Annotated in this window: 37 protein-coding genes; 9 read left to right on the forward strand and 28 right to left on the reverse strand. The window is 38.3% G+C overall.

The window, feature by feature from the left end:
• Positions 1 to 65: 65 nt before the first annotated feature.
• The 23 genes from FC14_RS08270 to FC14_RS08345 form a co-directional block, all read right to left on the reverse strand.
• Positions 66 to 326, reverse strand: coding sequence for an AbrB/MazE/SpoVT family DNA-binding domain-containing protein (locus tag FC14_RS08270; RefSeq protein ID WP_056977339.1), 261 nt, complete (start codon positions 324 to 326; stop codon positions 66 to 68).
• Positions 327 to 518: 192 nt separating this feature from the next.
• Entirely contained in the window at positions 519 to 968 is a 450-nt protein-coding gene (locus FC14_RS08275; protein WP_056977341.1) for an ArpU family phage packaging/lysis transcriptional regulator, read from the reverse strand.
• Positions 969 to 1,051: 83 nt separating this feature from the next.
• Positions 1,052 to 1,180: a hypothetical protein gene (locus tag FC14_RS11050; RefSeq protein WP_260904987.1), complete on the reverse strand. Its 129-nt coding sequence runs from the start codon at positions 1,178 to 1,180 to the stop codon at positions 1,052 to 1,054.
• A 289-nt stretch (positions 1,181 to 1,469) separates the two neighbouring features.
• Positions 1,470 to 1,928: a DUF1064 domain-containing protein gene (locus FC14_RS08280; protein WP_056977343.1), complete on the reverse strand. Its 459-nt coding sequence runs from the start codon at positions 1,926 to 1,928 to the stop codon at positions 1,470 to 1,472.
• Positions 1,912 to 2,145: a hypothetical protein gene (locus tag FC14_RS08285; protein WP_056977345.1), complete on the reverse strand. Its 234-nt coding sequence runs from the start codon at positions 2,143 to 2,145 to the stop codon at positions 1,912 to 1,914. The genes FC14_RS08280 and FC14_RS08285 overlap by 17 nt, the downstream gene beginning before the upstream one ends.
• A gap of 19 nt (positions 2,146 to 2,164) precedes the next feature.
• On the reverse strand, positions 2,165 to 2,341 hold the full coding sequence (locus tag FC14_RS10595) for a hypothetical protein (RefSeq protein ID WP_156655780.1): 177 nt from the start codon (positions 2,339 to 2,341) through the stop codon (positions 2,165 to 2,167).
• Positions 2,341 to 2,553: a hypothetical protein gene (locus FC14_RS08290; protein WP_056977347.1), complete on the reverse strand. Its 213-nt coding sequence runs from the start codon at positions 2,551 to 2,553 to the stop codon at positions 2,341 to 2,343. The genes FC14_RS10595 and FC14_RS08290 overlap by 1 nt, the downstream gene beginning before the upstream one ends.
• A 14-nt stretch (positions 2,554 to 2,567) precedes the next feature.
• Positions 2,568 to 2,783 carry a DUF6877 family protein gene (locus FC14_RS11140; protein ID WP_356705830.1) on the reverse strand — a complete coding sequence of 72 codons (216 nt, stop codon included), beginning with the start codon at positions 2,781 to 2,783 and terminating at the stop codon, positions 2,568 to 2,570.
• Positions 2,753 to 3,223: a class I SAM-dependent methyltransferase gene (locus FC14_RS08295; protein ID WP_056977349.1), complete on the reverse strand. Its 471-nt coding sequence runs from the start codon at positions 3,221 to 3,223 to the stop codon at positions 2,753 to 2,755. The genes FC14_RS11140 and FC14_RS08295 overlap by 31 nt, the downstream gene beginning before the upstream one ends.
• Before the next feature lie 3 nt (positions 3,224 to 3,226).
• The gene (locus FC14_RS10600; protein ID WP_156655781.1) at positions 3,227 to 3,385 is read right to left on the reverse strand and encodes a hypothetical protein; all 159 of its coding nucleotides are present in this window, start codon (positions 3,383 to 3,385) and stop codon (positions 3,227 to 3,229) included.
• A complete protein-coding gene (locus tag FC14_RS08300; protein WP_056977350.1) occupies positions 3,385 to 3,603 on the reverse strand; it encodes a hypothetical protein in 219 nt (72 codons plus the stop codon). The genes FC14_RS10600 and FC14_RS08300 overlap by 1 nt, the downstream gene beginning before the upstream one ends.
• Before the next feature lie 11 nt (positions 3,604 to 3,614).
• Positions 3,615 to 3,755 carry a hypothetical protein gene (locus tag FC14_RS10605; protein WP_156655782.1) on the reverse strand — a complete coding sequence of 47 codons (141 nt, stop codon included), beginning with the start codon at positions 3,753 to 3,755 and terminating at the stop codon, positions 3,615 to 3,617.
• A complete protein-coding gene (locus FC14_RS10610) occupies positions 3,755 to 3,898 on the reverse strand; it encodes a hypothetical protein (protein ID WP_156655783.1) in 144 nt (47 codons plus the stop codon). The genes FC14_RS10605 and FC14_RS10610 overlap by 1 nt, the downstream gene beginning before the upstream one ends.
• A gap of 32 nt (positions 3,899 to 3,930) precedes the next feature.
• Positions 3,931 to 4,740, reverse strand: coding sequence for an ATP-binding protein (locus tag FC14_RS08305; protein WP_056977352.1), 810 nt, complete (start codon positions 4,738 to 4,740; stop codon positions 3,931 to 3,933).
• Positions 4,718 to 5,509, reverse strand: coding sequence for a helix-turn-helix domain-containing protein (locus FC14_RS08310; RefSeq protein WP_056977354.1), 792 nt, complete (start codon positions 5,507 to 5,509; stop codon positions 4,718 to 4,720). The genes FC14_RS08305 and FC14_RS08310 overlap by 23 nt, the downstream gene beginning before the upstream one ends.
• A gap of 63 nt (positions 5,510 to 5,572) precedes the next feature.
• Complete coding sequence (locus tag FC14_RS10615) at positions 5,573 to 6,424, reverse strand: PD-(D/E)XK nuclease-like domain-containing protein (protein ID WP_056977356.1); 852 nt, start codon at positions 6,422 to 6,424, stop codon at positions 5,573 to 5,575.
• A gap of 3 nt (positions 6,425 to 6,427) precedes the next feature.
• A complete protein-coding gene (gene bet, locus FC14_RS10620) occupies positions 6,428 to 7,315 on the reverse strand; it encodes a phage recombination protein Bet (RefSeq protein ID WP_156655784.1) in 888 nt (295 codons plus the stop codon).
• A gap of 15 nt (positions 7,316 to 7,330) precedes the next feature.
• Positions 7,331 to 7,588, reverse strand: a complete 258-nt coding sequence (locus tag FC14_RS08325) for a hypothetical protein (protein WP_056977359.1) — start codon at positions 7,586 to 7,588, stop codon at positions 7,331 to 7,333.
• A 166-nt stretch (positions 7,589 to 7,754) separates the two neighbouring features.
• Entirely contained in the window at positions 7,755 to 7,925 is a 171-nt protein-coding gene (locus FC14_RS10630; RefSeq protein WP_156655786.1) for a hypothetical protein, read from the reverse strand.
• 3 nt (positions 7,926 to 7,928) lie between these two features.
• Positions 7,929 to 8,204, reverse strand: a complete 276-nt coding sequence (locus FC14_RS08330; protein WP_056977361.1) for a hypothetical protein — start codon at positions 8,202 to 8,204, stop codon at positions 7,929 to 7,931.
• A gap of 5 nt (positions 8,205 to 8,209) precedes the next feature.
• Positions 8,210 to 9,205: an antA/AntB antirepressor family protein gene (locus FC14_RS08335; RefSeq protein WP_056977363.1), complete on the reverse strand. Its 996-nt coding sequence runs from the start codon at positions 9,203 to 9,205 to the stop codon at positions 8,210 to 8,212.
• Positions 9,206 to 9,266: 61 nt separating this feature from the next.
• Positions 9,267 to 9,473: a helix-turn-helix transcriptional regulator gene (locus FC14_RS08340; RefSeq protein ID WP_056977365.1), complete on the reverse strand. Its 207-nt coding sequence runs from the start codon at positions 9,471 to 9,473 to the stop codon at positions 9,267 to 9,269.
• Positions 9,474 to 9,665, reverse strand: a complete 192-nt coding sequence (locus FC14_RS08345; protein WP_056977367.1) for a helix-turn-helix domain-containing protein — start codon at positions 9,663 to 9,665, stop codon at positions 9,474 to 9,476.
• A 127-nt stretch (positions 9,666 to 9,792) separates the two neighbouring features.
• Here FC14_RS08345 and FC14_RS08350 point away from each other — a divergent pair, with 127 nt between their 5' ends.
• The gene (locus FC14_RS08350) at positions 9,793 to 10,458 is read left to right on the forward strand and encodes a hypothetical protein (RefSeq protein ID WP_056977369.1); all 666 of its coding nucleotides are present in this window, start codon (positions 9,793 to 9,795) and stop codon (positions 10,456 to 10,458) included.
• 6 nt (positions 10,459 to 10,464) lie between these two features.
• Here FC14_RS08350 and FC14_RS08355 read toward each other — a convergent pair whose 3' ends face one another.
• On the reverse strand, positions 10,465 to 10,695 hold the full coding sequence (locus FC14_RS08355) for a hypothetical protein (protein WP_056977371.1): 231 nt from the start codon (positions 10,693 to 10,695) through the stop codon (positions 10,465 to 10,467).
• 594 nt (positions 10,696 to 11,289) lie between these two features.
• Between FC14_RS08355 and FC14_RS08360 the strand changes: the two genes are divergently transcribed.
• The 7 genes from FC14_RS08360 (at position 11,290) to FC14_RS08385 (ending at position 15,427) form a co-directional block, all read left to right on the forward strand.
• Complete coding sequence (locus FC14_RS08360; RefSeq protein ID WP_056977372.1) at positions 11,290 to 11,625, forward strand: helix-turn-helix domain-containing protein; 336 nt, start codon at positions 11,290 to 11,292, stop codon at positions 11,623 to 11,625.
• A 9-nt stretch (positions 11,626 to 11,634) separates the two neighbouring features.
• Positions 11,635 to 12,042: an ImmA/IrrE family metallo-endopeptidase gene (locus tag FC14_RS08365; RefSeq protein WP_056977374.1), complete on the forward strand. Its 408-nt coding sequence runs from the start codon at positions 11,635 to 11,637 to the stop codon at positions 12,040 to 12,042.
• Positions 12,043 to 12,102: 60 nt separating this feature from the next.
• Positions 12,103 to 12,579, forward strand: coding sequence for a DUF4428 domain-containing protein (locus tag FC14_RS10440; protein ID WP_082618727.1), 477 nt, complete (start codon positions 12,103 to 12,105; stop codon positions 12,577 to 12,579).
• A gap of 47 nt (positions 12,580 to 12,626) precedes the next feature.
• Entirely contained in the window at positions 12,627 to 12,761 is a 135-nt protein-coding gene (locus FC14_RS11055; protein ID WP_268872183.1) for a hypothetical protein, read from the forward strand.
• Positions 12,762 to 12,805: 44 nt separating this feature from the next.
• A complete protein-coding gene (locus tag FC14_RS10945) occupies positions 12,806 to 13,264 on the forward strand; it encodes a DUF6978 family protein (RefSeq protein WP_235804526.1) in 459 nt (152 codons plus the stop codon).
• Positions 13,265 to 13,295: 31 nt separating this feature from the next.
• A complete protein-coding gene (locus tag FC14_RS08380) occupies positions 13,296 to 14,081 on the forward strand; it encodes a DUF1828 domain-containing protein (RefSeq protein WP_056977376.1) in 786 nt (261 codons plus the stop codon).
• A gap of 218 nt (positions 14,082 to 14,299) precedes the next feature.
• Positions 14,300 to 15,427, forward strand: a complete 1,128-nt coding sequence (locus tag FC14_RS08385) for a site-specific integrase (protein WP_056977378.1) — start codon at positions 14,300 to 14,302, stop codon at positions 15,425 to 15,427.
• 463 nt (positions 15,428 to 15,890) lie between these two features.
• Here the strand turns inward: FC14_RS08385 and FC14_RS08390 are convergent, their stop codons facing one another.
• Both FC14_RS08390 and pepV read right to left on the reverse strand, forming a co-directional pair.
• On the reverse strand, positions 15,891 to 16,205 hold the full coding sequence (locus tag FC14_RS08390) for a hypothetical protein (RefSeq protein WP_050611834.1): 315 nt from the start codon (positions 16,203 to 16,205) through the stop codon (positions 15,891 to 15,893).
• Between the two features lie 41 nt (positions 16,206 to 16,246).
• Positions 16,247 to 17,647 carry a dipeptidase PepV gene (gene pepV, locus FC14_RS08395; RefSeq protein ID WP_056977380.1) on the reverse strand — a complete coding sequence of 467 codons (1,401 nt, stop codon included), beginning with the start codon at positions 17,645 to 17,647 and terminating at the stop codon, positions 16,247 to 16,249.
• Between the two features lie 100 nt (positions 17,648 to 17,747).
• Here pepV and FC14_RS08400 point away from each other — a divergent pair, with 100 nt between their 5' ends.
• Positions 17,748 to 18,596: an NAD(P)H-hydrate dehydratase gene (locus tag FC14_RS08400; RefSeq protein ID WP_056977381.1), complete on the forward strand. Its 849-nt coding sequence runs from the start codon at positions 17,748 to 17,750 to the stop codon at positions 18,594 to 18,596.
• A 48-nt stretch (positions 18,597 to 18,644) separates the two neighbouring features.
• On the opposite strand, the gene FC14_RS08405 is transcribed toward FC14_RS08400, so the two are convergent.
• Complete coding sequence (locus FC14_RS08405; RefSeq protein ID WP_056977384.1) at positions 18,645 to 19,358, reverse strand: pseudouridine synthase; 714 nt, start codon at positions 19,356 to 19,358, stop codon at positions 18,645 to 18,647.
• Positions 19,359 to 19,365: 7 nt separating this feature from the next.
• Complete coding sequence (locus FC14_RS08410) at positions 19,366 to 20,988, reverse strand: putative polysaccharide biosynthesis protein (RefSeq protein WP_056977387.1); 1,623 nt, start codon at positions 20,986 to 20,988, stop codon at positions 19,366 to 19,368.
• Between the last annotated feature and the right edge of the window lie 49 nt (positions 20,989 to 21,037).

Raw genomic sequence — 21,037 nt, forward strand, 5'->3', positions numbered from 1 at the left:
TGCCTGCCACCTTTATAAAAATATTTCCGTGTTAAACGTTACTAGCTTCACTCGCACGGATAATATTAATATAGCTCTTCGCCAACTGCTCCACCCTTATTAACAACTTCAAATGGATAGTCAGCATCTAAATCATAACCTTCAAATAATTTTTCTAACATCTTTTTTTCTCGCTTAGGTTTAAGAATAATTTGATTATCTTCAACTTTATAAAATAGTTCATCTTTGTCACCTAAGTCTAGTTCTTCTAGTACCTTTTTGGGAACTCTAATAGATAGACTGTTCCCCCACTTTGCCAATGTCAATGTCCCGGTTCTTTCGTTCATATCATTTTGCCTCCTAGTGTTGATTATTGTATCAACATAATTATAATATCATATTTGTATCTATTTGTATATACTTATGTATCGCATTTATTTTTGTCTAATAACACAAAAAACCTTCCGTCTTCAGAACGTATCTGCCACTAACGTGGAACGGAAGGGATTGATATCTATATACGTATTATAAACAGCAGTTCAATCAATGTAAACATGCAAATCCGGGCAATAATAGCCTTGCACTTCAAAAATATCCGCAAACTCATTTAAAGCCCGCTTCTTAACTTCGTAATATCGTGATTTTTCAAAGTGCAACTGCTCCATTGCACGAACAGAAGATATCTTACCTAAGACATCATCACAGACAATCTTCATCTCAATTGAACCTTTGCTAAGTGTAGCTGCAACTGCATCAACAATTACTTTAGCTGCTAGATACCGGCTCATCTTTCTGTCTACACTATTACCAAAGCTGCCTGATGACATTCCAGATAAGCTAGGTGATTGCAAATTTTTAGGATCCGCAGTTAAACAAATCCGCTTTAATTTCGGATAGCAATCCTTATTTGTTAAGAATTCTAGCACGCTTTCTGCTGTTTTATCATAGTCAACCCGAGGTATATCTAGGGTTATTTGCTCGCTTGTCATCTCAGCACGCTCCCTTTATGATATAATAAATTGTTGATATTGAGAACATGCTGAGGCTGCTAGTCGTTGCCTTGGCTTTTTTGTTAGGCTTCTACACTTACTTTTCTAACTTCTAACTCTGCTAACTGCTCAGCCTCTTCCCAATTCGTAGCTTTAATTAGCAGATTAGTCCAAATTCCGTTAAGCTCAACGTAAACTAAATAATCTTTCACTTTCTCTTTCCTCTCCAAAACTTGTAATAAATCCAGCAACCCAAGCCAACCACCGCAGCTATAAACGCTAAAACGTCTTTAAACATTTCAAACATGATCTGTAACGTCACATATTCATCAATCATCTCTTACACCCCAATTCGATTTCTCTTGTGTACTTTCTTTTATGCGTTCTTTTCAGACTCTTGGAACGCTTTTTGCGGCCAGTCTTACGATTCAACTCGGCTATGATTTTAAGCTCGTAGCCACAGCTTACTAGGCCGTAATCTTTATCAATCTTCATTAATCTTCATCCAATCAACTCGCTATAGTCATAGTCAATGTTGGTTTTTACTTGAGTTTTAATTTTCTTAGTGGTTCCTAGCACGCCTACTCTGAAATCGTGCTTACGGAGCACTACAACTTCAACTGGCACATGATATCTCTGAGCAAATAACTTAAACTTAAGTTGACTCTTATCATCTATCGCATACCCGTTAAAGCCATTCTTAACGTCATAGACGTGTTTTATTAGGCCACCGTCTAGAACTACGAAGTCAGCTTTATAACTCACAGAGCGCACGTTATGCGAGCCCAGCGGGAATTTATCGACTAGCACTAGGTTCTTTTGTACTTCAAACTCATAACCGCTGTTTTTGATATAACGCAGGTAGAAGTCTAGTTCCTTTTGTGAGTCAAACTTGTAACCATCCACGGTTGATTTTTTGCCGAAGTGGCTAGCGCTCGTCACCTTACGCCTTGTTATCATCACTTGCCTCCTTGTATTCTTTTTCAACTAATATAACCGCCTTTTGTGCTTTGACACTTGTCCTTGCTATCCAATCTAATAAATCATCAAAGGCATTGCGCTTGTCGACGCCTTCTTTTTGGACCATGTAGGATAAGTTTAAAGCCTTATCTTGCATTCGTACTATAGCTAGTGTTGTAATTTGCAGCTGTTTCTTTAGCTTCTCTTCGTTAGTCATTTCCATTTCCTCCTGTAATCTACTTGTCTAACTCGTAATTAATACAAGCGGTAATGTCGTCATATACACCAAAAAGATAAAAATCAACCGCATTGACCTTTTTCACCTTGTTTTTCGGATCTTCTATGAAATCGTTAACCAAATCTTCGATATCAGCTTCATAGCCTGATATAAGCTTAATCCTCGTTCTTGCCATTAGTAGTCGTCCTCCTCTTCTAAATCTTCTACTCGATAAAACTTAATCCTAGGCTCTTTAATATCGCCCTTTTTAAAGTGCGTTGCTAAACTACATACGTTATTCGGTGTTATATCAAACCACTTCGCTAGCTGCTCGATAGTACCTAGAGTTATAACCTCGTCATCTTGCGTATAAGCAATGTATAACTTAGCCGGCCTCATATCATCCATAGTTGCTCCTCCATTCATAATCGCTCATTTATCTTCAAAAAATTTCTAATATATCTAACTTGTTGCCAAAGATATGGATCATTATCATTCCTATAACTTATTGATGACCTCCAATCCTCGACTCGCTGTTTGACATCTAAAATAACTATAGTTGGCACTTTATGCTGACTTATTAAACGTGATAGCTCATCTATAGCCGTTACTTCTTGCATTTTATGAACACACTCCATTTAGTTTTAGATTTTTTATCGCCTAGAATCGGCTGACATTGAATAGCTTTTATTACATCTCGAAACGGAATTTGCTCCTCGTTCCACTTAAAAAGCAATATCCCATTATCTTTCAGCACTCTTTGACATTCCCAGAAGCCTTTGTATAAGTCGTTTTGCCAAGACATCAAATCTAAGGTCCCATATTTTTTCGCTAACCAGGATTCTTTTCCAGCCTTAATTAGATGAGGCGGGTCAAAAATAACAAGGTCAAAGGTTACATCCGGAAAAGGCATATTTCTAAAGTCTCCAATTACATCAGGATCAATTTCAGCAATTCTCTCTAGCTGTCTATCTTTGTAGCGGAGAACCTCACGTCTGATATCCATGTACGTGGTGTGTGGTTCGTTTCGTTCATACCAGAACATCCGCGAACCGCAGCATGCGTCAAGTATTTTCACCCTCTATTTCCTCCATTCATCAAACATACACATCGGCAGCATGTAGGCAAAGTAATCAGGCGGACAACCCTCAATAATCATTTCCGCTTGATTTTCAGTTAGGTTCAAATGCTCCCAACCTTGCCCTTCACCGCGCACAATCACTTTCCACCGGTATCGCATTATGACACCTCCAGACCTGCCTCTAGGTCATCTAGCACTGAAACAGCCTCCTCAAGCGCCGTTTGCGCTTTGTTTAAATACTCATCTACGACTTTCAAATCGCTAGCGGATAAGCTTGAGCGCAATTCATCAGACATTTTAAACTTAAAGCGTTTGTCGTCATAAACGCCTAGCAGCATTTCCAAATCAAGGCTAAAATTATCTAAATTCGTATACATAGCCATCCCTCCTAAAATCGTTCTTGGATAACATGAATGATTTCTCTAATTACAATCGTTAAAAACAGCGTGGCCGTCAGCGTTAAAGCAACTGCGATTGCTAGTAGAAATACTAGTAGCAGGTACTGGCTCACTGCTATAATCCAAGCCATCACCAGTTCTTAACTCCTCTCCGTGCTTGCTCTGCTCTCAAGTAAGCAAGCGTTTCTTTGACCCACCTTTTGGAAGCCTCTATTTGTTCCTTAGAACGTTTTTGAGGTTTAAACACATAAATTCCTTTGCTTTCATTTTCCACGTCACTAACCCCCTCAAATTTAAATCTGATAGCTAAAGTAAGCCTGAGTATGCACGCTTACTCTTCAAATCTTTGAAATCAAGAATCCGTTCGCTGGTTTGGCTGTTGATTCCCTTCATAATTCGGTCAACCACCTTCGGGTTGTAAGTTTCTTGTAACTGCTCCAGAGTCAAGTTCGTTGTTACAATCGTGTGATTGCGCTGATTAAAGATTTCATACAGCATCTTCTGCGCCATGATGCTACCTTCCCGGCCGTCTGAGTTCATCACACTTTCGGTTCCTAAATCATCAATTACCACCACATCGGCAGAGATGATATTGTCTAAACTAATCTTTAGCCAACGGCCCCCATTAAACTTGAACTCTTTGAACGCTTCATAATACTCGTTAATGTTGATGAACAAGCACTCTTTGTCGCTTTTATCTAGAATGAAATGTAACATTGCTGCAGCTAACAAAGACTTGCCTCGGCCACTGCCGCCGGTCATGATAACATTTAAAACTTTGGTGCCAGGTTCAATAAATTCTTTAGCTAACTCGTAGCCTTTGCGTCTAAATTCAAGTTCTGGACTATCTGCCCGGCCCTTGAAGTCGTTGAAGGTCTTAAGCGCAAGCTCGCTATCTCCCCAGTAGCTTCTGTTGAAATAAATGTCCCGGCGAATTAGCGATCTGAAATTATTGACTAACCCTTTGTCTTTAGTCGTAACTTGTTCTTTTTGACATTCAGGACAAATTGCCGGCCGATTAGGATTAATACTCGCAAAGAGCTTACAGCCATGCTTAGGGCATGTTTCTTCAACTTCTTTGACGCTGGCCAAGCTAGAAAGTGACATCATACTCATTTAACTGACCTCCCCACTTAGATTTACCTGAAGTTGGCTTCTTGTTGTAGCTTCTATTTCGTTTTTGCTTATTTGCTTCAAATTTAGCTTCTAGTTCCTTAGCCTCTTCAACTGACTCAAGCCCAAGCTGGATATACCTTTCTAGAATTGCTTTGAAGTAGTTGAAATTAGGATGCTTAGCACTGACTGAAGTTTGTTGGGCAGCATAAACTATTAACTCTGAATTTAACTTCTGAATATAGTCAACTAACAATTGCTGGTTAAACGGAGTAATCTGAATTCCGCATGCCTGTACTTCACCAAATATGTCTGTTTCATCTAATTTTCCCTGCTCCCCTACTGCTGCTACTTTATTTATACTTGTAATATTTAAACTTGTAGTATTCTCTTCGGCTTTTTTGCCTATAGGGGTAGCGACTTTTTTATCAATACCCTCCCGTTCTTTTGAACTATACCTATCGGCTTTTTTATCTATAGGGGGTGTGGCAACAGGATATAGCCGTCGTTCAATGACTTCTTTTGTCTGCTCACTTCTAATTTCTTCTCGTTTCACATACCCAAGCTTTACTAAGTCACTCACCCATGTTGATACTGTATCTTTCGAGACTTCGTACAGATTAGCAAAGTATCTATTACTAGCCGTGCAGTATCCGTACTTGTTAGATAAGGCCGTAATTTCGCTAAAGAAAACTTTCTCACTGGCTCTAAGTCGTTTGTCATACCTGACATTAGCAGTCAGAATTGAATAATAACTTGGTTGTTCATGCATGATCTTGCCTCCTCTCTAGGGCCTCCCACCCATCCGGCATTGTAAGCATACTGGCTGTTTATTCTATCCCAAGCTAATCTGTGTAGCACCTACTAGGTTATTGCTAATCGTTGATTTACCGCGGCAATATTCGCACTTACCACAACCAACTGGCTCTTCTTTACTGTCAACAACGGCTTTGATATGAGTTTGCTTTTCTTCGATTCGTTCTAAAGCTGTATCTAAAAGTGCTTGCTCATCATCACCGTCAAAAGTAATCCCCATCAGTTCACATGGTGTCTGTTTGCTGACTGCGAAAATCAGCGGCTGACAAGTAACACCAAATGTTTGTCTAATTAGTTCTCTATAAACTGCCATTTGCAAGTCATAGCTAAAAGCTTGAACAAACGGAACTTTGATATTGCGTCCCTCTTGAGTCTTAACCCAGGCTCCTTCATGTAAATCTCTAGAGGTTTTAATGTCATAAAAGAACTCATTTTCAAGATCTAAACTGTCAATCTTTCCCATCCATGGGACACCGTGAATTTCACCAGTGACAATAACTTCCTTTTGACCCGGAATGTATAATTGATTAAAAGCTTCATCTGCTTTAAGCCGGTCAATCATCGCATTAGCAACTTGGAAATCAGCCTTTAATTTTCCTTTGTTCTTGCCAGTCTTGGCAATCATCTTGTCTGCATTCGTACCGTCGCCTTTATCTTCGTCCAAGAATGCCTGGTGGGCTTCTGGACTCTCAAAATATGAATGTAGGTAATTACCTACTAAGAGTGCTTTTTCGTCTCTCTGTGGCTCCCAGTCGCCATTCAGCTTAGCTAAGGCAGCAGCTTCACATCTCTCGAAGTCAGTAAAAATACTCTTGCTTAAATAGTGACGGTTAGCTTCGTTGCTATAATAATTTTCTACTGTCAATTTCATCGTTTATTCTGCCTCCTTGGCTGCCTTTTGGCGTTCGATTTGGTCTTTAAAAATGTCAATTTGTTCTTCTTCAGGATCCCTTGGGTCACGCTTTTCTGGCATTTCGGTAACGGGCACGGCCCCTTTAGCCTCAATATGCTTTGCAGGTTCTTTTTTAGTTTGAGACTTGCTCAAAGCTTTGCTAATTAAAGAACTAGCTGCACTTTCCTTCTGAGCTTGCTTGCGTTCTGCTTGATTAGGCACTACACTTGCTGTTTCTGACTTGTCATCTTCTGTATAGAGCGAACCGAGAGAATCTGGAAATGCCTCACGCAAAGCATTGACAAGAGCTGTCTTACGAATCATATTTGCAGGCATATCTTTCCAAGTTGCCTGTTTCTTATTGAATTCGTCAAATGAGATTTCGATATGGATTGGCTCTTCACGGTCATCCCGTTTAACTTCGGCCCACCCGCCTACGATAGTGTCAGAAGGCAGAGCAAAAGCACCTTGTGAGTAGATAATTTCGTTATTACGAACAACAATCACTCCAGCTTTGCTTCCGCGGAAGTGTTCATTAGCTTCGGCCCGTTTCATGAACGCTTCTTTAGAAGTGATTAGTTGTGCAGGTTGAGATCCAAACTTAACGATATAGGCCTCGTTTAGGAACGGATTCAAGTGCTGATACTTGCACAAGTTAATGAACATCACTACCTCTTGATCTGTAACCTTGCCATTCCCGGACACGAGGTAATTCCTTACTGTGCTTGGTGCAAGCTTAACGTCCTCACCATTGGCTTGAAATGTGACTGAGTGTTCTTGATTAACTGCTGGTGTATTTGCTACCTGTGCTCCTTGTTGTGTATATTGTGCTTGTGTAGCGTAGTTTGGGCTTTCATATCTAGTATTCATGTTATTTCTCTCCTTTTATTTGCTTCTGACTTCTTCGATTTTTCTGAACCAGCTAACTGCATCCGTTAAATGCAAGCTTTCAGCTTCGGCCATGTCTCTAGGGAACATAATTTGTTCCCAAATGTTGCCTCGTTCATGTCTTTTACCGTCTGCTTCCGTCACGCAGAAGTTAAACATTCTATCGAAATTTCCAATTAGTTGTTCTTCTTTAACTGCTAGTCGTTCTTTGCCAAAACCGACATTAGTTTTAACAAACACTCTTTTTTCTTTCATAACTGCTCCTTTTCGTGATACAATAATCACGAATTTTAATGTTTTTTAATTTGTTTTTTGGCGCTCAGATTGCCGTCTGGGCGCTTTTTTATTTTCAAAGTGATTTCCCTTAGGCCGCTCAAAAAATAAGCTGTAGAGCGTGCCAACGAATATCATGGCAACGATACTATTTGGAATCAACATCACTTTCCTCCTCCCAATAAGGTGGCTCAACCACCATGATGCGATATAGGACTAAGCCTAGCCCAACTATCAGCAAAAAGTGAGCTATATACCAATTACTTTGGCAGACGGCCACGCCGATTAAAAATGACGCGACTACGTATTCCCATTTCATCTTTTAAACCCTCCTGTTCTTCCTAATCCATTCAATTACCTCAGGATAATAGAACCACTTAGACTTTCGTGACTTCTCATAAATTGGAAGCCCCTCAGCTAAGAGTTCCTGGAGCTTTTCATCACCAATTGACAATTCCATTTTTAAGTCTTTAGCTGTCATCAACTTTTTGTCTGTCTGTATTTGGTTAGAAACCACATTAATCGTGATTCCTTCCTTCTTCCCTTCTCTAAGTAGTTGAGAAAGAAAGTCTTCTGATGCACTAAGTGTTAATTCCATTTAAATCACCCCACATTCTTACTTAATTCTTCGTTGATGGCGGCCTCAATCTTGCGGGCCCCATACTTGGTGTATTCCCACCGAAGCCGGCCGTATTCGTCGAAGGTCTTACGACAGAAGATATTTTGATCGTTGAAAATTGGCTTTAAGTGTTCCCGGTTAGCAAGCTCGCCAATAATCTTGACCCATTCGTTAGGCAGGCGTAGCTGCCAGGCGATTTCACTAGCTGAGAAGTAAGGCCCGTCATACTCGATTTCAGGTTCACTCAAAGCGACTTCCTCGGCCAGCTGTGTATTTGTCTTAATTCCTTCTTCCGCCAAGAGGTCACGAATAAAGCGCTCACCTTTGGCCGTCCATTTGAGCGTCTTACGAATTGTCCGCTCGTTTGGAGCGTATTCCTCGTAATCTGCTAACCCTAGCCCGGCATAGTTAGCATAGAGCACCCACGCTTTCTTCTTGCCAGACTCTTTATAAATCACCCCCTTAGCATGGAGAAACTTGTTTAATTCAACCGCCGACATGCCATATTGCTTAGCAATCAAGGTGGTTGTGATAAGCCCCTTGTTGCTAAGGAACTCATCGTAATAATCCACCTTGGGTTGATTAGCTTCGTTAATTTCAACCTGCTCTGCTAGCTGCAACAGAGCTTCATGGTAATTCTGCGGCAGCTTGAACGGTGTAGCTTGCTGTTCTTTATAAGCTTTTTCAACTTCGATGAAGTACTGACGAGCCTGCTTTCCCTTTTCTGTTCTCTGAATCATCGAAATCTCTTTAGCCATGTCTAACGTCAAGGCGTGGTCTGTTCTTGGACGGCCACCTAGTTTTTCCGTTTTTTCGGAAAAACTTATAAAATCAACGTTTTCGGTAAATCCGTATTCCACCATTCGATTAAACCATTGTGTATATTTTTCATTGACTTCTAAGAACTCATGTAAATCCCTACCGCTCACAACTGATTTACCATCGTTATCTTTAGTAACTCTGATTAATTCGTTCATCATCTTTATTCCTTTCTTTAAACAACTTAAAAACGTTAATAATATACAAAATCAACTAGTTTAACTATTTTATGTAGTTAAAAGCTGTAAAAAAAATCTCTTCCTTAGGAACGTGGAAGAAATCCTCTACCTTCTGCATCATTGCAGGTCTAGGGTTAACCCGACCTGTTTCCCATGCTGAAATGACCTTCTGTGTTGTCCCCAGAGCCTCAGCTAATTCTGCTTGTGTTAAATCATGTTCGGCTCTCAGAACTTTTAACCTCGTTGTCATCTAATCATCTCTCTTTCTAAAGTAATCCAAGCTGACGTCCAAGGCGTCCGCTATTTTAATCATGTTTTTAAATGAAGGCTCAGCGCCATCCTTATAACTTTGTAACGTTGTTTGTCTAATTCCTGTTAATTTGCTCAATTTGTATCTTGACATCTTTTTAGCTTTAAGTAGCTCTTCAAGTTGATTCCACATAAGTACACCCCACTATATATAGCATTTCAAACATTGATTACTACAATATATCGTAATATAATAATGCTAGCAAATAAGCAGCCTCCTAAAAATGTTTATTTGCCAATATTTTGAAAGAAGGTATATTATGAACTCCCAAAAAGAGGTTAGTGTTAGTTTCGTTCGTCCAATTGACCCTAAAGATGGTTATAACCCTGAACATTTCGAATATATAGAGAAAAAACTATCTAAAGAAATAGAAGATATTGAGAATAGTTCTTATTCTTTCGTGTGCAACGGACTAGTGAGTGATTCAACTGGTGTATCTAGCATCACAAGAACAATTATTAAAAAAATATTCAACGCTGATATTGTAATTGTTGACATTTCTACACTAAATCCTAATGTTATGTTTGAACTAGGATTAAGGCTTAGCCTTCCTAAAATGACAATTATTATTAAAGACGATGAAACAACTCTTCCTTTCGATATTAAAGATTTCTATATTCTTAGCTATCCACATTCTTTATCTGGAATCGATTTAGACAAATTTGTAAGTGATTTTAAAGTTCGTTTTGTTAAAACTTGGACAGATTTTAATACTACCGATGGAGAAAACACATTTATTCATTCTTTTTACGGTAGTAATCTTATAAGTCCTGAAATTAATACCCAAAATTTAAATGAAGCTATCGATAAACTAGGAAATATGATTGACCTCATGCAACATAAATATATTGCTTATGATCCACGAGACAGATGGGATAGTTTCGACTTTGAACATGACGTTTCTTCTCCGGTTCCTCTAGATTGATAACTTTTAAGAAGTACTATTTTTCAGTACTTCTTTTATTTCTTCAGCTAACTCAAATATTTTTTTCTCATTTTCAGCTATTTTTGCTTTTTCAAGCGCAATCTTAGTTTCAAAATTATAAGTAGCCCATTCCCAAATAACTTTATTTTCGGGATGTTTAATTAAATCCTCATCACGTTTATCCTCTATCTGCTTTAAAACATGCTCTAAATTATCAAGCAACACATACGTTTTCATTTTGTATTATCCTTTCTATTTAATCAGTTCCAATCCTCCTAATATATACTCATTGATGGCCAATGACCGCTTCAGATATTTATCTATCTCCACTCAAGGAGACGGAAAATTTATATACCCAGGAAATCCAATAAAACTAAGATGAAAATTCCGATTGTTACCCAGAAACTTATCTTCTCTCTCGTTTCTTTTTTCATGTTGTTTGTCAGTTCCTTTCAAGGTATACTAAAGCCTAGGGGATTGCTCCCCTGACTTCAGTATTTTTGGTTAGAACCAAGATAAGATTTTATCAATGATTAGAATGATAAATGTTCCGACTCCAATATAGAACTTTATCGTTTCTCTTCTTTGTTCCTTATCTTGGTTCTTTTTTTCTGACCTTTTCAAGAACCGTTCTCCTTTCCTCATTTGTTAAGGCCTCATCAACCTTATGTGTATATAATATACTATTTTTTGTTGTATTTCAATACTTTTTTAATTTTTTGTTGTTCAAATATCTACATTTTGTTGTTAGCTCTATTAAAAGTGGTATTTGACCCCAAAAAAGTAATATAATATAACTATAAAATCAATTCAATTAGGATGGTGATACTTATGCCTACAAAAGATGCTGGATTATTAGGATTAAGAATTAAGGAACTAAGAAAAGAAAAAGGGTTACGACAATCTGAACTAGCAACTACTCTTCATGTTTCACAGCAAGCTGTGGGTTCTTGGGAAACGGGAAGAACTGTTCCTGGAGCTGATACATTAAATGTTCTCGCCGACTACTTCAACGTCACGACTGACTACCTGCTGGGGCGGCCGGAGAAGAAGAAGGAAAAGCAGAATGTCGAATTAACGGACGATGATATTATCATGACCTACCAAGGTAAGGAACTCTCGGACGAAGATAGAGAAATTATTAAACGCTTGATGAACGGGAAATAGGTGATTTGTTTGGACGAACTAATTAGATGGTTACTTAATTATGCCTTTGACAAGGGTATTAACTACATAATTACGGACCAGCTCGATGAGGATATCCCTTCTTGCGCAATTCCAAATAAAAGCACAATCATCATAAACAGCAAATATGGTAAGCCTACCGAACTCCCCTTCACAATCGCACACGAAATAGGCCACGTCTTGAACGGTGAAGCTGACGTACTTTATTTTTCAGGTTTTAACAACCATTCAAAAATTGAGATGCGCGCTAATCGTCGGGCCGTGAAATTGCTGCTTGAATATTGTAACTGTCATGATCTATCGCTTGAACCGGCTAAATTTGCGGAAACCTTTGGCATCCCTAGTAGCTTTGAGGATATGGTTAAGGAAGAAAGCGCCAGGTATTATCTGGGACGATAATTTTAAGGTCGTTGGTGTGGTCGTGATTTAACATTATTTTTATAGAAAGAAGATGTAATTATGGCTAAGTACTGCCTAGAATGTAATACTAAGTTAAATTTATTTAAGTTTCCAGTAAAGTTCAAAGATGGTTCAGTATGTAATTCATGTGCTAAGAAGTACGACTTCCCAGGGGTAAGTGAAATAACTATTGAAATGCAAATAAACGCTAAATCTGTAACTTGGGAGCATTACAAGAGCCATCCAGAACTTATTAAAGAATGGAAGCAAGAGGCACAAGAAAGAAAGGCTGAAATTGAAGCTAGAAAGGAAGAAGCTAGACTAGCTAAAGAAGAAAAAAATCGTTTAAGATGTCCTAAATGCGGTTCAACTAACATTCAGGTCCTAGGCAAGCAAAAGAAAGGTTTCTCCGCATCAAAAGCTGTCGGTGGTGCACTTTTAACTGGTGGTGTTGGCACTCTAGCAGGATTTGCAGGCAAAGACGGAAAGAAAGTAGAATTTGTTTGCATGAGTTGTGGCAGAAAATTTAAGAAATAGAAAAATATGCTTTACACGCCCAAATGGAGGCGGATGCAAACAAATTTATGCTCAAAGAAGAAGTTGAGTCATACTTAGCCGAACACGGCAAAGACGGATTTAGTGCGGTTAAATTTCTAGAAAGATACAATCTGCCCTTGAACTATGAACGGCTTGTCTTGGATGTTGTTGCTGGGATGTAAGAAAATTATTTATTTTAGTCAAAAATTAATGTGGGGTAATATATTTGAATAAATACGACTTAACTAATTTAAGCAAATCGGAAGTTATGGAGCTTATAGAATATGAAAAAAATCCAGAAAATTTAATGCAGTATCACGAAATACATGAACAAATAATTTCTACTCTAGTATTTAAGGCAAATACATACCGTTGTAAAGTCAAAGACGCTTATAACGATATACTATATATTTTAAATATTCATACAACCCCTATAAGTACTAGATTTTCTATTGGACTACGGTTTACAGGGATCAATAAACACCTACTCCGTTTAGATTTTGGAGATACATTAAGGCATACTAATAATCGAGGGGAAGCTGATGAATATATTGTTTATGGTTCTCATGCACATTTCAATTCGTCAGATGATAAATATTCAAATAAAAATGTTATCCCTATAGATAAATTATCTGAGTTTAAAAATTTAAAGTTACTTTATGATGTACTTTGGGAATATATATAATATACTAATATAAAAGAAGGGACTGATATAGATGGCACAGGCTGAATTTCTGAAAAATAATTACATCAACTGGTTAAAAGAAAAATTAGTCTTTACGGATGTTGAAAACGGATATGTTTCTATCAGCACTCCTTTTATAGATAGTAATTACGATAATATAGAGTTATTTGCACGTTTTATTTCTAAAGACAAAATTGAAATTACTGATTTTGGAGAAACTTTATTCAATCTCGAAGAATCAGGTTTAAAAATAAATAAACGTTCCAAAACTATATACCGGTTATTTGAAGGTATATTAAATGACTTTGGCATTATGTACAATAAAGAAAATCAATCTCTTAGTATAACAACAGATGTACAGCGTTTTCCAACTGCTAAAAATAGATTATTACAAGCTGTCATGCGTGTTAATGATTTGCTCTATCTTAATAAGGAAAATGTTAGTTCAACATTTAACGATATTATGACTGACTTTCTTATTAAAAGCAAAATATTATTCTCACCTAACATTGAAATTGTCGGTCAGAATGGCATATCTTCTCATTTTGACTTCTCTATTCCACTACCAGAGGGTAAAGAACGTCTAATCAAAACTGCTGCTCGGCCTAATGATATTAACCAAGCAAAAATATTTAACTTTGATGTTAGGGAAACTGCAAATAGTAGGGACGCTAAATATGTACTATTACTCAATGATTCTAATAATCCTATTGGAGGTAATATGAACACAAATGCTTTGGTAGGACTAGACAAACATCTAGCAGAAGTTAAAGGATTCGAAGAAATTCAAAAAAAGCCTAATTTATTAGCTTCTTAAATAAAAAACGCAAGCATAAGCATTTTAGCTTATCTTAGTTGGACTTACTATCCATACCCGCTACTTTTGTTATAAACATTAGCATTAATATTTTCAATACACAATTATCATAACAATGTTATATAAAACGAATATACAAACTTAAGCCCGTCAAATGGCGGGTTTAAAAATGCGCCCTAAAGAACATCAGTTTTTATTTATGAAGAAGGAGAATCATCATGGCATCTATAACTAAATTAAACGGTAAATGGAGAGTTCGTGTGTCTTGGTATGATGATCAAGGTCAACGACACTTCAAAACTAAGGCAGGTTTTTCAACTAAAATTGAGGCAAACCAATGGGCAAGAGCGATTGAAGTGCAAAAAAATGACGGCAGCATATCAGATAAAAATATCTCATTAGCGGACTACTACAAAGAATGGTTTCAAACTTACAAAGAAAATAAGGTAAGTGATGTCACTGCTAATCGATATAAAATTATCTATAGAGAATTAGTTAAGCATTTTGGAAATACAAAACTCGAAAAAATTACTAGACGTAGATATCAGTTATTTATTAACGAATTTGGTTCAACTCATGCACCAGACACTGTTAAAAAAACAAACTCCATTATTCGAGCTTGTGTTAAGTCTGCTATTATCGATAATCTTATTTCTAAAGATTTTACGCAGAATATCGAACTAATATGGAACGAGGACAAAATGCGTAAGGTTGATTATTTAAACGTAAGCGAACTACAACGACTAACGCAATACATCCGTGATCATCTTGACCCAAGATACACAAGTTACTATATGATTTATACCGCCATCATGACTGGAGCAAGACTTCAGGAGATAGCCGGGCTTACATGGGACGATATTAATTTAAACTTTAAAACGATTGATATCAATAAAGCGTGGGACTTTCACAATAAAAAATTCTCACCAACTAAGAACAAGTCTTCAGTCAGAATTATTCGCATTAACTCTGATTTAGTTGAAGTGTTAAAACAATTAAAGGTTAATCATAATAGAATGGTATTCGCAAATAGTTTGGATAAGATACCAACTTCTAACGGCTGCAATAAATCGCTGAGGTATGCTCTAAAGCAGCTGAATATAAATAAACCTAGTTACCATTTCCACGCCTTACGACACTCTCACGTTGCGCTGTTGTTATATAAGAATATTGATATATTTGCAATTTCTAAAAGATTGGGCCATGCTGATTTAAACACAACAACCAGAGTATACGCTTATTTAATTGACGAGTTGAAACAACGTTCTGATCAAGATATCGAAAATGTTTTGAATGATTTAAGCTACGAAAATAATACTACCCATTATAAAGCCAATGTTGAATAACGTCATTGTGTGTCACTGAAAATGTCACCAAGTTTAACAAATGCTAGTAATCATTAACAACTAAAATATTTATAAATCAATGTTCAAGAACTACCAACAACTACCCAAAATCTATAATTACGCCTGCCAGTGGCATAATTTAGTTTTTTTTACCGGTACTAACGGCGATAATCCCCGCTAGTACCGGCTTTTTATTTTTGCTTTGGCACTCAAAAACAATAATTTTAAAAATTCCGCGACGAAATGGCGACGAAATTAAAGTAAGCCACTTATCTCTGTGAGACATTAAGGACTAAATATAATTTGTAGGTATCATGTATATTATTTTTCACTACTTCAATCCTAACTTTATGCGAGCCAATTTTGTCTTCAAAATCTAAATGTTGTCTCGTTGTTGTCCTCATGATGCAATGTCATTTTAGGTAAAAAAAAAACGCGCCCCCGCAAGGACGTTGAGTGCCAATTATAAAAAAATCCGGTAATTTTTCAAGGTGATATTAACTATCTCTTTTTGCGTTGACTTAGACCGTTTTCTAATTAAAGTCCGCACCATCTTTTCCAAATGGTTAGTTGCTAATAACTTTTCGGTTACACGATTATCAATCTTCAATGCCAACTGCTCCCTTTTACTAGGAACCGCATATGTCTTACTTAACTCGTCACTAGCAATCACATTATCTAATAATTTCTTGATAAAAGTACTCTTACTTTCAGCCATAATTGCAACCCCTTTCTTAGCTTTCATCTTCATGATACAACTTTCAATTCCTTTTTTCAAAAAAAGAAGCCTCACTCGACTAGAGTTTGGCTTCTAAAAAATTATTTAACTAATTCTGCAATGGCTTCGGCATAAATTGCTGCTGCACGCAAAACATCATCAACAGGGATAAATTCGTTAGCTTGGTGCATTGTATCAGGAACCCCAGGGAACATTGCCCCAAAGGCTACCCCACGCTTCATCAAGCGGCCATATGTCCCGCCACCAACGACCATTCCATGTGCTTCTTGACCAGTTTGGCGTTCATAAACACCCAACAAGGTCTTAACCAATGGATCTTCAGGGGAAACATAGTGTGGCACTTGTACACGCCCTTGATCAATCGTTACATTCATCGCAGCCGTAGCCTTAGTTAGGCTAGCCTTGATATCATTTTCATCCATACCCTTAGGGAAGCGGAAGTTCAAAGTGATTTTACCGCCCTTGTTTTCATCAAATGCAAAAATCCCAGAGTTCATTGTCAAATCGCCCATGATTTCATCACTAAAGGTAGCACCTAGAGCGTTCATCCGTGAATCTTTGTGTAAGTACTTAGCGGTAAATTCAATGAAGTTTTTAGCATCGCCGGCTAAGTTATAGTTAGCTAGGAAAGTTGCTAAGTAAGTCCCGGCATTTTCACCATTTCTTGGTTCTTGGGCGTGTGCAGCCTTACCAATTAATTCTAAGACAACGTTACCAGCTTCTTCGTAAGCTTGGCCACTAACTGGATTAGCAGCTACAAAGTCAGCAAATGCAGCTTCAACATCTTCTAACTTGATTCCAGCTAAGACAGCCTTAGCATCACGGGGAACCATGTTTTCACGTAAGCCTGCTTCAAAGTGGACAAGTTTAACTTCCGCATCACCATTAGAACCAGCAAAATTAATGAAGAAGGATACATTCCCCTTTTCCCCATTAATAATTGGGAAGAAAGCATCTGGTGAAAAACCAAAGTCAGGAGCCGGCATCTTTTCAAAGTAATGGCTCATTCCCCGCCATTGACTTTCTTCATCAGTTCCAAGAATAAAGCGAACCTTCTTATTAACTGGTAGTCCTAATTCCTTAACAATCTTTAAGCCATAATAAGCTGCCATACTTGGCCCCTTATCATCGGAAGCACCCCGGGCATAGAGACGTCCATCCCTAATAACTGGTTTAAATGGGTCAGTATCCCAGCCCTTACCTGCAGGCATTACGTCAACGTGACCTAAAATAGCCAAAGTTTCGTCCCCTTGACCATAAGCGATGTGACCTGCAAGTCCATCTAATTCCATTGTTTCGAAGCCGTCGCGCTTCCCAATTTCTAAAAATTTGTCTAATGCAGCTTTAGGTCCTGGACCTAACGGAGCATCTGCAGTCGCAATACTTTCATCACGAACACTTTCAATTTCTAACATTGTTTTTAAGTCGTTCAATAAATCGTCTTTACGTTTTGCGACTTCAGCTTGCCAATCAATAGCCATCTAATCACTCCTTTAAAAGTCTACAGAACATATTTTACCACATTTTCCAAGACTTGCGCCTAAAACTAGACTATACTTATCTTGAAACGGAGGATTTTTTATGGAACAAATTAAACAAACTATCTTAAATAAAGTTATTCGCCCCCGCCCCCTGCACAGCTATAAGGGCAATTACGGCCGCATTATCACAATTGGTGGTAACTATAACTTAGGTGGAGCAATTATCATGTCAGCTAGTGCCTGTGTTTATGCTGGGGCTGGGTTGGTAACATGCGCCACGGATAAACACAACCTAAATGCCCTGCATACTCGCCTCCCCGAAGCCATGTTTGTTGATTATAGTGATTTTTCAGACCTCTTAGAGAACCTAACCAAAGCCGATGTTATCGTTCTTGGCCCTGGTTTAGGCTTAGATAAACTTGCCCAAAATATTTGTCAGTTAGTCTTAAGTAACCTCTCACTAGACCAGTTGATAATTATTGATGGTTCAGCTATTACTCTGTTGGCAGCTAATCCTGGCCTACTAACCTATTTAAAAAAGGGCCAAGCCATCTTTACTCCACATGAAATGGAATGGCAGCGACTGAGTCAAATCAAAATTGCTGACCAGATTCCCTTAAAAAATAAGCAGGCTCAACTTAAATTAGGCCAAACCGTAATTCTAAAAAAATACCATACTGAAATTTATCATCCCGAGTGCGATACTCCCCACCAATTAACGATAGGTGGCCCATATATGGCTACTGGCGGAATGGGGGATACTTTAACCGGGGTTTTAGCCGCTTTTTTAGGACAATTTAGCAGTGCCCCCTTAACAGACGTTATCGATGCAGCTGTGTACACCCATAGCGCTGTCGCTAGCAAGTTAGGCGTAAATAACTACGTAACCTTACCTAGCGCCATTATAGCGGAACTACCCCACTTTATGAATTGCACAATCAAGGAATAAGTAAAATGGTGCTAGAAGTAACCGTTGGTTGTTACTTCTAGCACCATTTTACTTAGTCAGTGAGGCTAACTCTTCTTTTGTCAGGGGTCGATACTGGCCAGGCTTTAAGTCTGCTGGTAATTCTAGTTGTCCCATCTTTAAACGGTGTAACTCCAAAACATGCATCCCCACCGCTGCAAACATCCGCTTTACTTGGTGATACTTTCCTTCCGTAATTTCAATTATTACCCGGGAAATATTTGCGTCTTTTTGACTGCTAATCACCTCTAACTTAGCTGGCTTAGTAACCTCTCCATTTTTTAGGGTTAATGGCTTAGCAAACCTAGCAACCGTTTGATCAGTCACTATCCCTTCAATCTTAGCTTGATACACCTTACTTACGTGCTTTTTGGGTGCTAACAGCCTATGGGCTAACTCCCCATCAGTTGTTAATAATAACAATCCCGTTGTATCTTTATCTAATCGTCCCACTGGAAAAAGGCCTAATTTTTGTTCCCCCGCTCCTAATAAATCTATAACCGTCCTTTGGCTCTTATCAGTAGTGGCGGTGATTACCCCCTTGGGTTTGTTAATAAGCAAGTAGTAATTTGTTTGATAGTTAACTGGTTGATGGTCTAATTCAACCTGACTATCTGCTTCGACTTGGATTTTGGGACTTGTTACTACTTTGCCAGCCACGGTTATCCGCTTTTGCTTTAAAAGCTGCTTTACTTCTGACCTTGACCCAACTCCACTAGCTGCTAAAAACTTATCTAACCTCATATCACACCTACCTAATTCTTAAAAGCTGTCTTAGTCTCGCTACCCGTGGACCTAAAATTTTGTCGGCCATATGTGTTTTCAATGTAAGGTATACGTAGATATAACCACCACTGCCTGCAGTTACTATTAGTTCTAATATAGCTACTATCCGACTTTCACTATCAAACAGGGTCGTCCATAAAAAGTTTAAACTAACTACTACTACAAACATAGCCAAACTTAAAATCATCAAAGCGTTGAAAGTATGCTGAACCCGTTTAAAATTCATGCCATAGCCACGCCGTAAATAGCGTAACATTAAGTAAATAGAACAACTCATTCCAATTCCACTAGCAACTAAGGGCCCAAACGCTTCCAGTTTGGCGGTCAAAGGGAATTGAACTACTAGCTTAACAATTAAGCCACAAATAGCGTAGCCCACGGCCCGTTTATTTTCATATAAACCTTGTAACAGGCTAGCAAGCACAATTAACAGTCCCTGTGTAATTGCCGTATACGCAGCAACCTTTAAGACTGCAATTCCATATGCACTATAACCATAAAAAACAATGTACAGTGGCCTTGCTACGGCCGCCATCCCCAGAGCGCTCGGTAGCATTATGAAAAAGAATAATTCTAACGAGTCGCCCAACTGTTTTTTAGCATCCCGCTTTTGGCCCTTGGTCACAAATTCTATTAGTAAGGGGATTGCCGTTGCAGCTAAGGCTGTTGCTAGGGAAACAACAATCATTATTAACTTATTAGCGTTAGCAGCAAATAATGCATACATTTCATCAATGTAATTACTGCTATAGGTGCTAACCTTAGACATTACCCAAGGAAAAGTATATTGATCAATTAAATTATATAAATTAGTAGCAATCCCAATAAAAATAAAGGGCAGCGACTGGGCTAGTAATTCCTTTATTAACTGCCCATCAGAAACCTCTAGTGAATTACTACTATTAGCACGTAAATAGTCAAACTCCCCCTTCTTTTTTAAATAGCAGTAAGCCAATGTTAAAATACCACCAACGGCCCCAACAAAGGCCGCAAAGGTGGATTGAACTACCCCCGTTTGGTAGGAACCATTTATAACCTTCATAATAATAAAGGCAGTTACCAGCATATAAAAGACTCTGATAACCTGTTCAACCAACTGGGAAAGAGCCGAGGGGGCCATATCTTGATAACCTTGAAAGAAGCCACGTGTTAAACTCATCAGTGGGATAATTGCCAGCGCCGTCGCTAATGAGCGAAAAACTGGTACAGTCCTCATATCCCCGGCCGCTAACACCGGAGCCGCTCCCCATAGAATTCCTCCCATAATTATTCCCAGCAAAAGCATTATTACAAAAGATTTTCTATATAAGCGCCGCCCAATCTCATATTCATTCAACGAATTATAGTGTGCAACTTGCTTAGCAACCGCAGAGGGAATCCCCGCTGTCGAAAGCATTAAAAAAACAGCGTAGACCGTGTAGCCCTTTGCGTATAAAGCATTAGCTTGCAGGCGGTGTTCACCAAACCATGCATACCAAGGAATAATATATATTGCGCCTAATATTCGTGAAAAAATACTCGCGGCTGTCATCCAGGCAGAGCCACGTAACATCTTCTCTTTGGCACTCAGTGTTTGTTTATTTTTCATAAAAAAGCCGAGCCTACTTTCTTAGATATATACTAGTCAATTTTACACT

Source organism: Ligilactobacillus agilis DSM 20509 (assembly GCF_001436215.1).
Taxonomy (GTDB): domain Bacteria; phylum Bacillota; class Bacilli; order Lactobacillales; family Lactobacillaceae; genus Ligilactobacillus; species Ligilactobacillus agilis.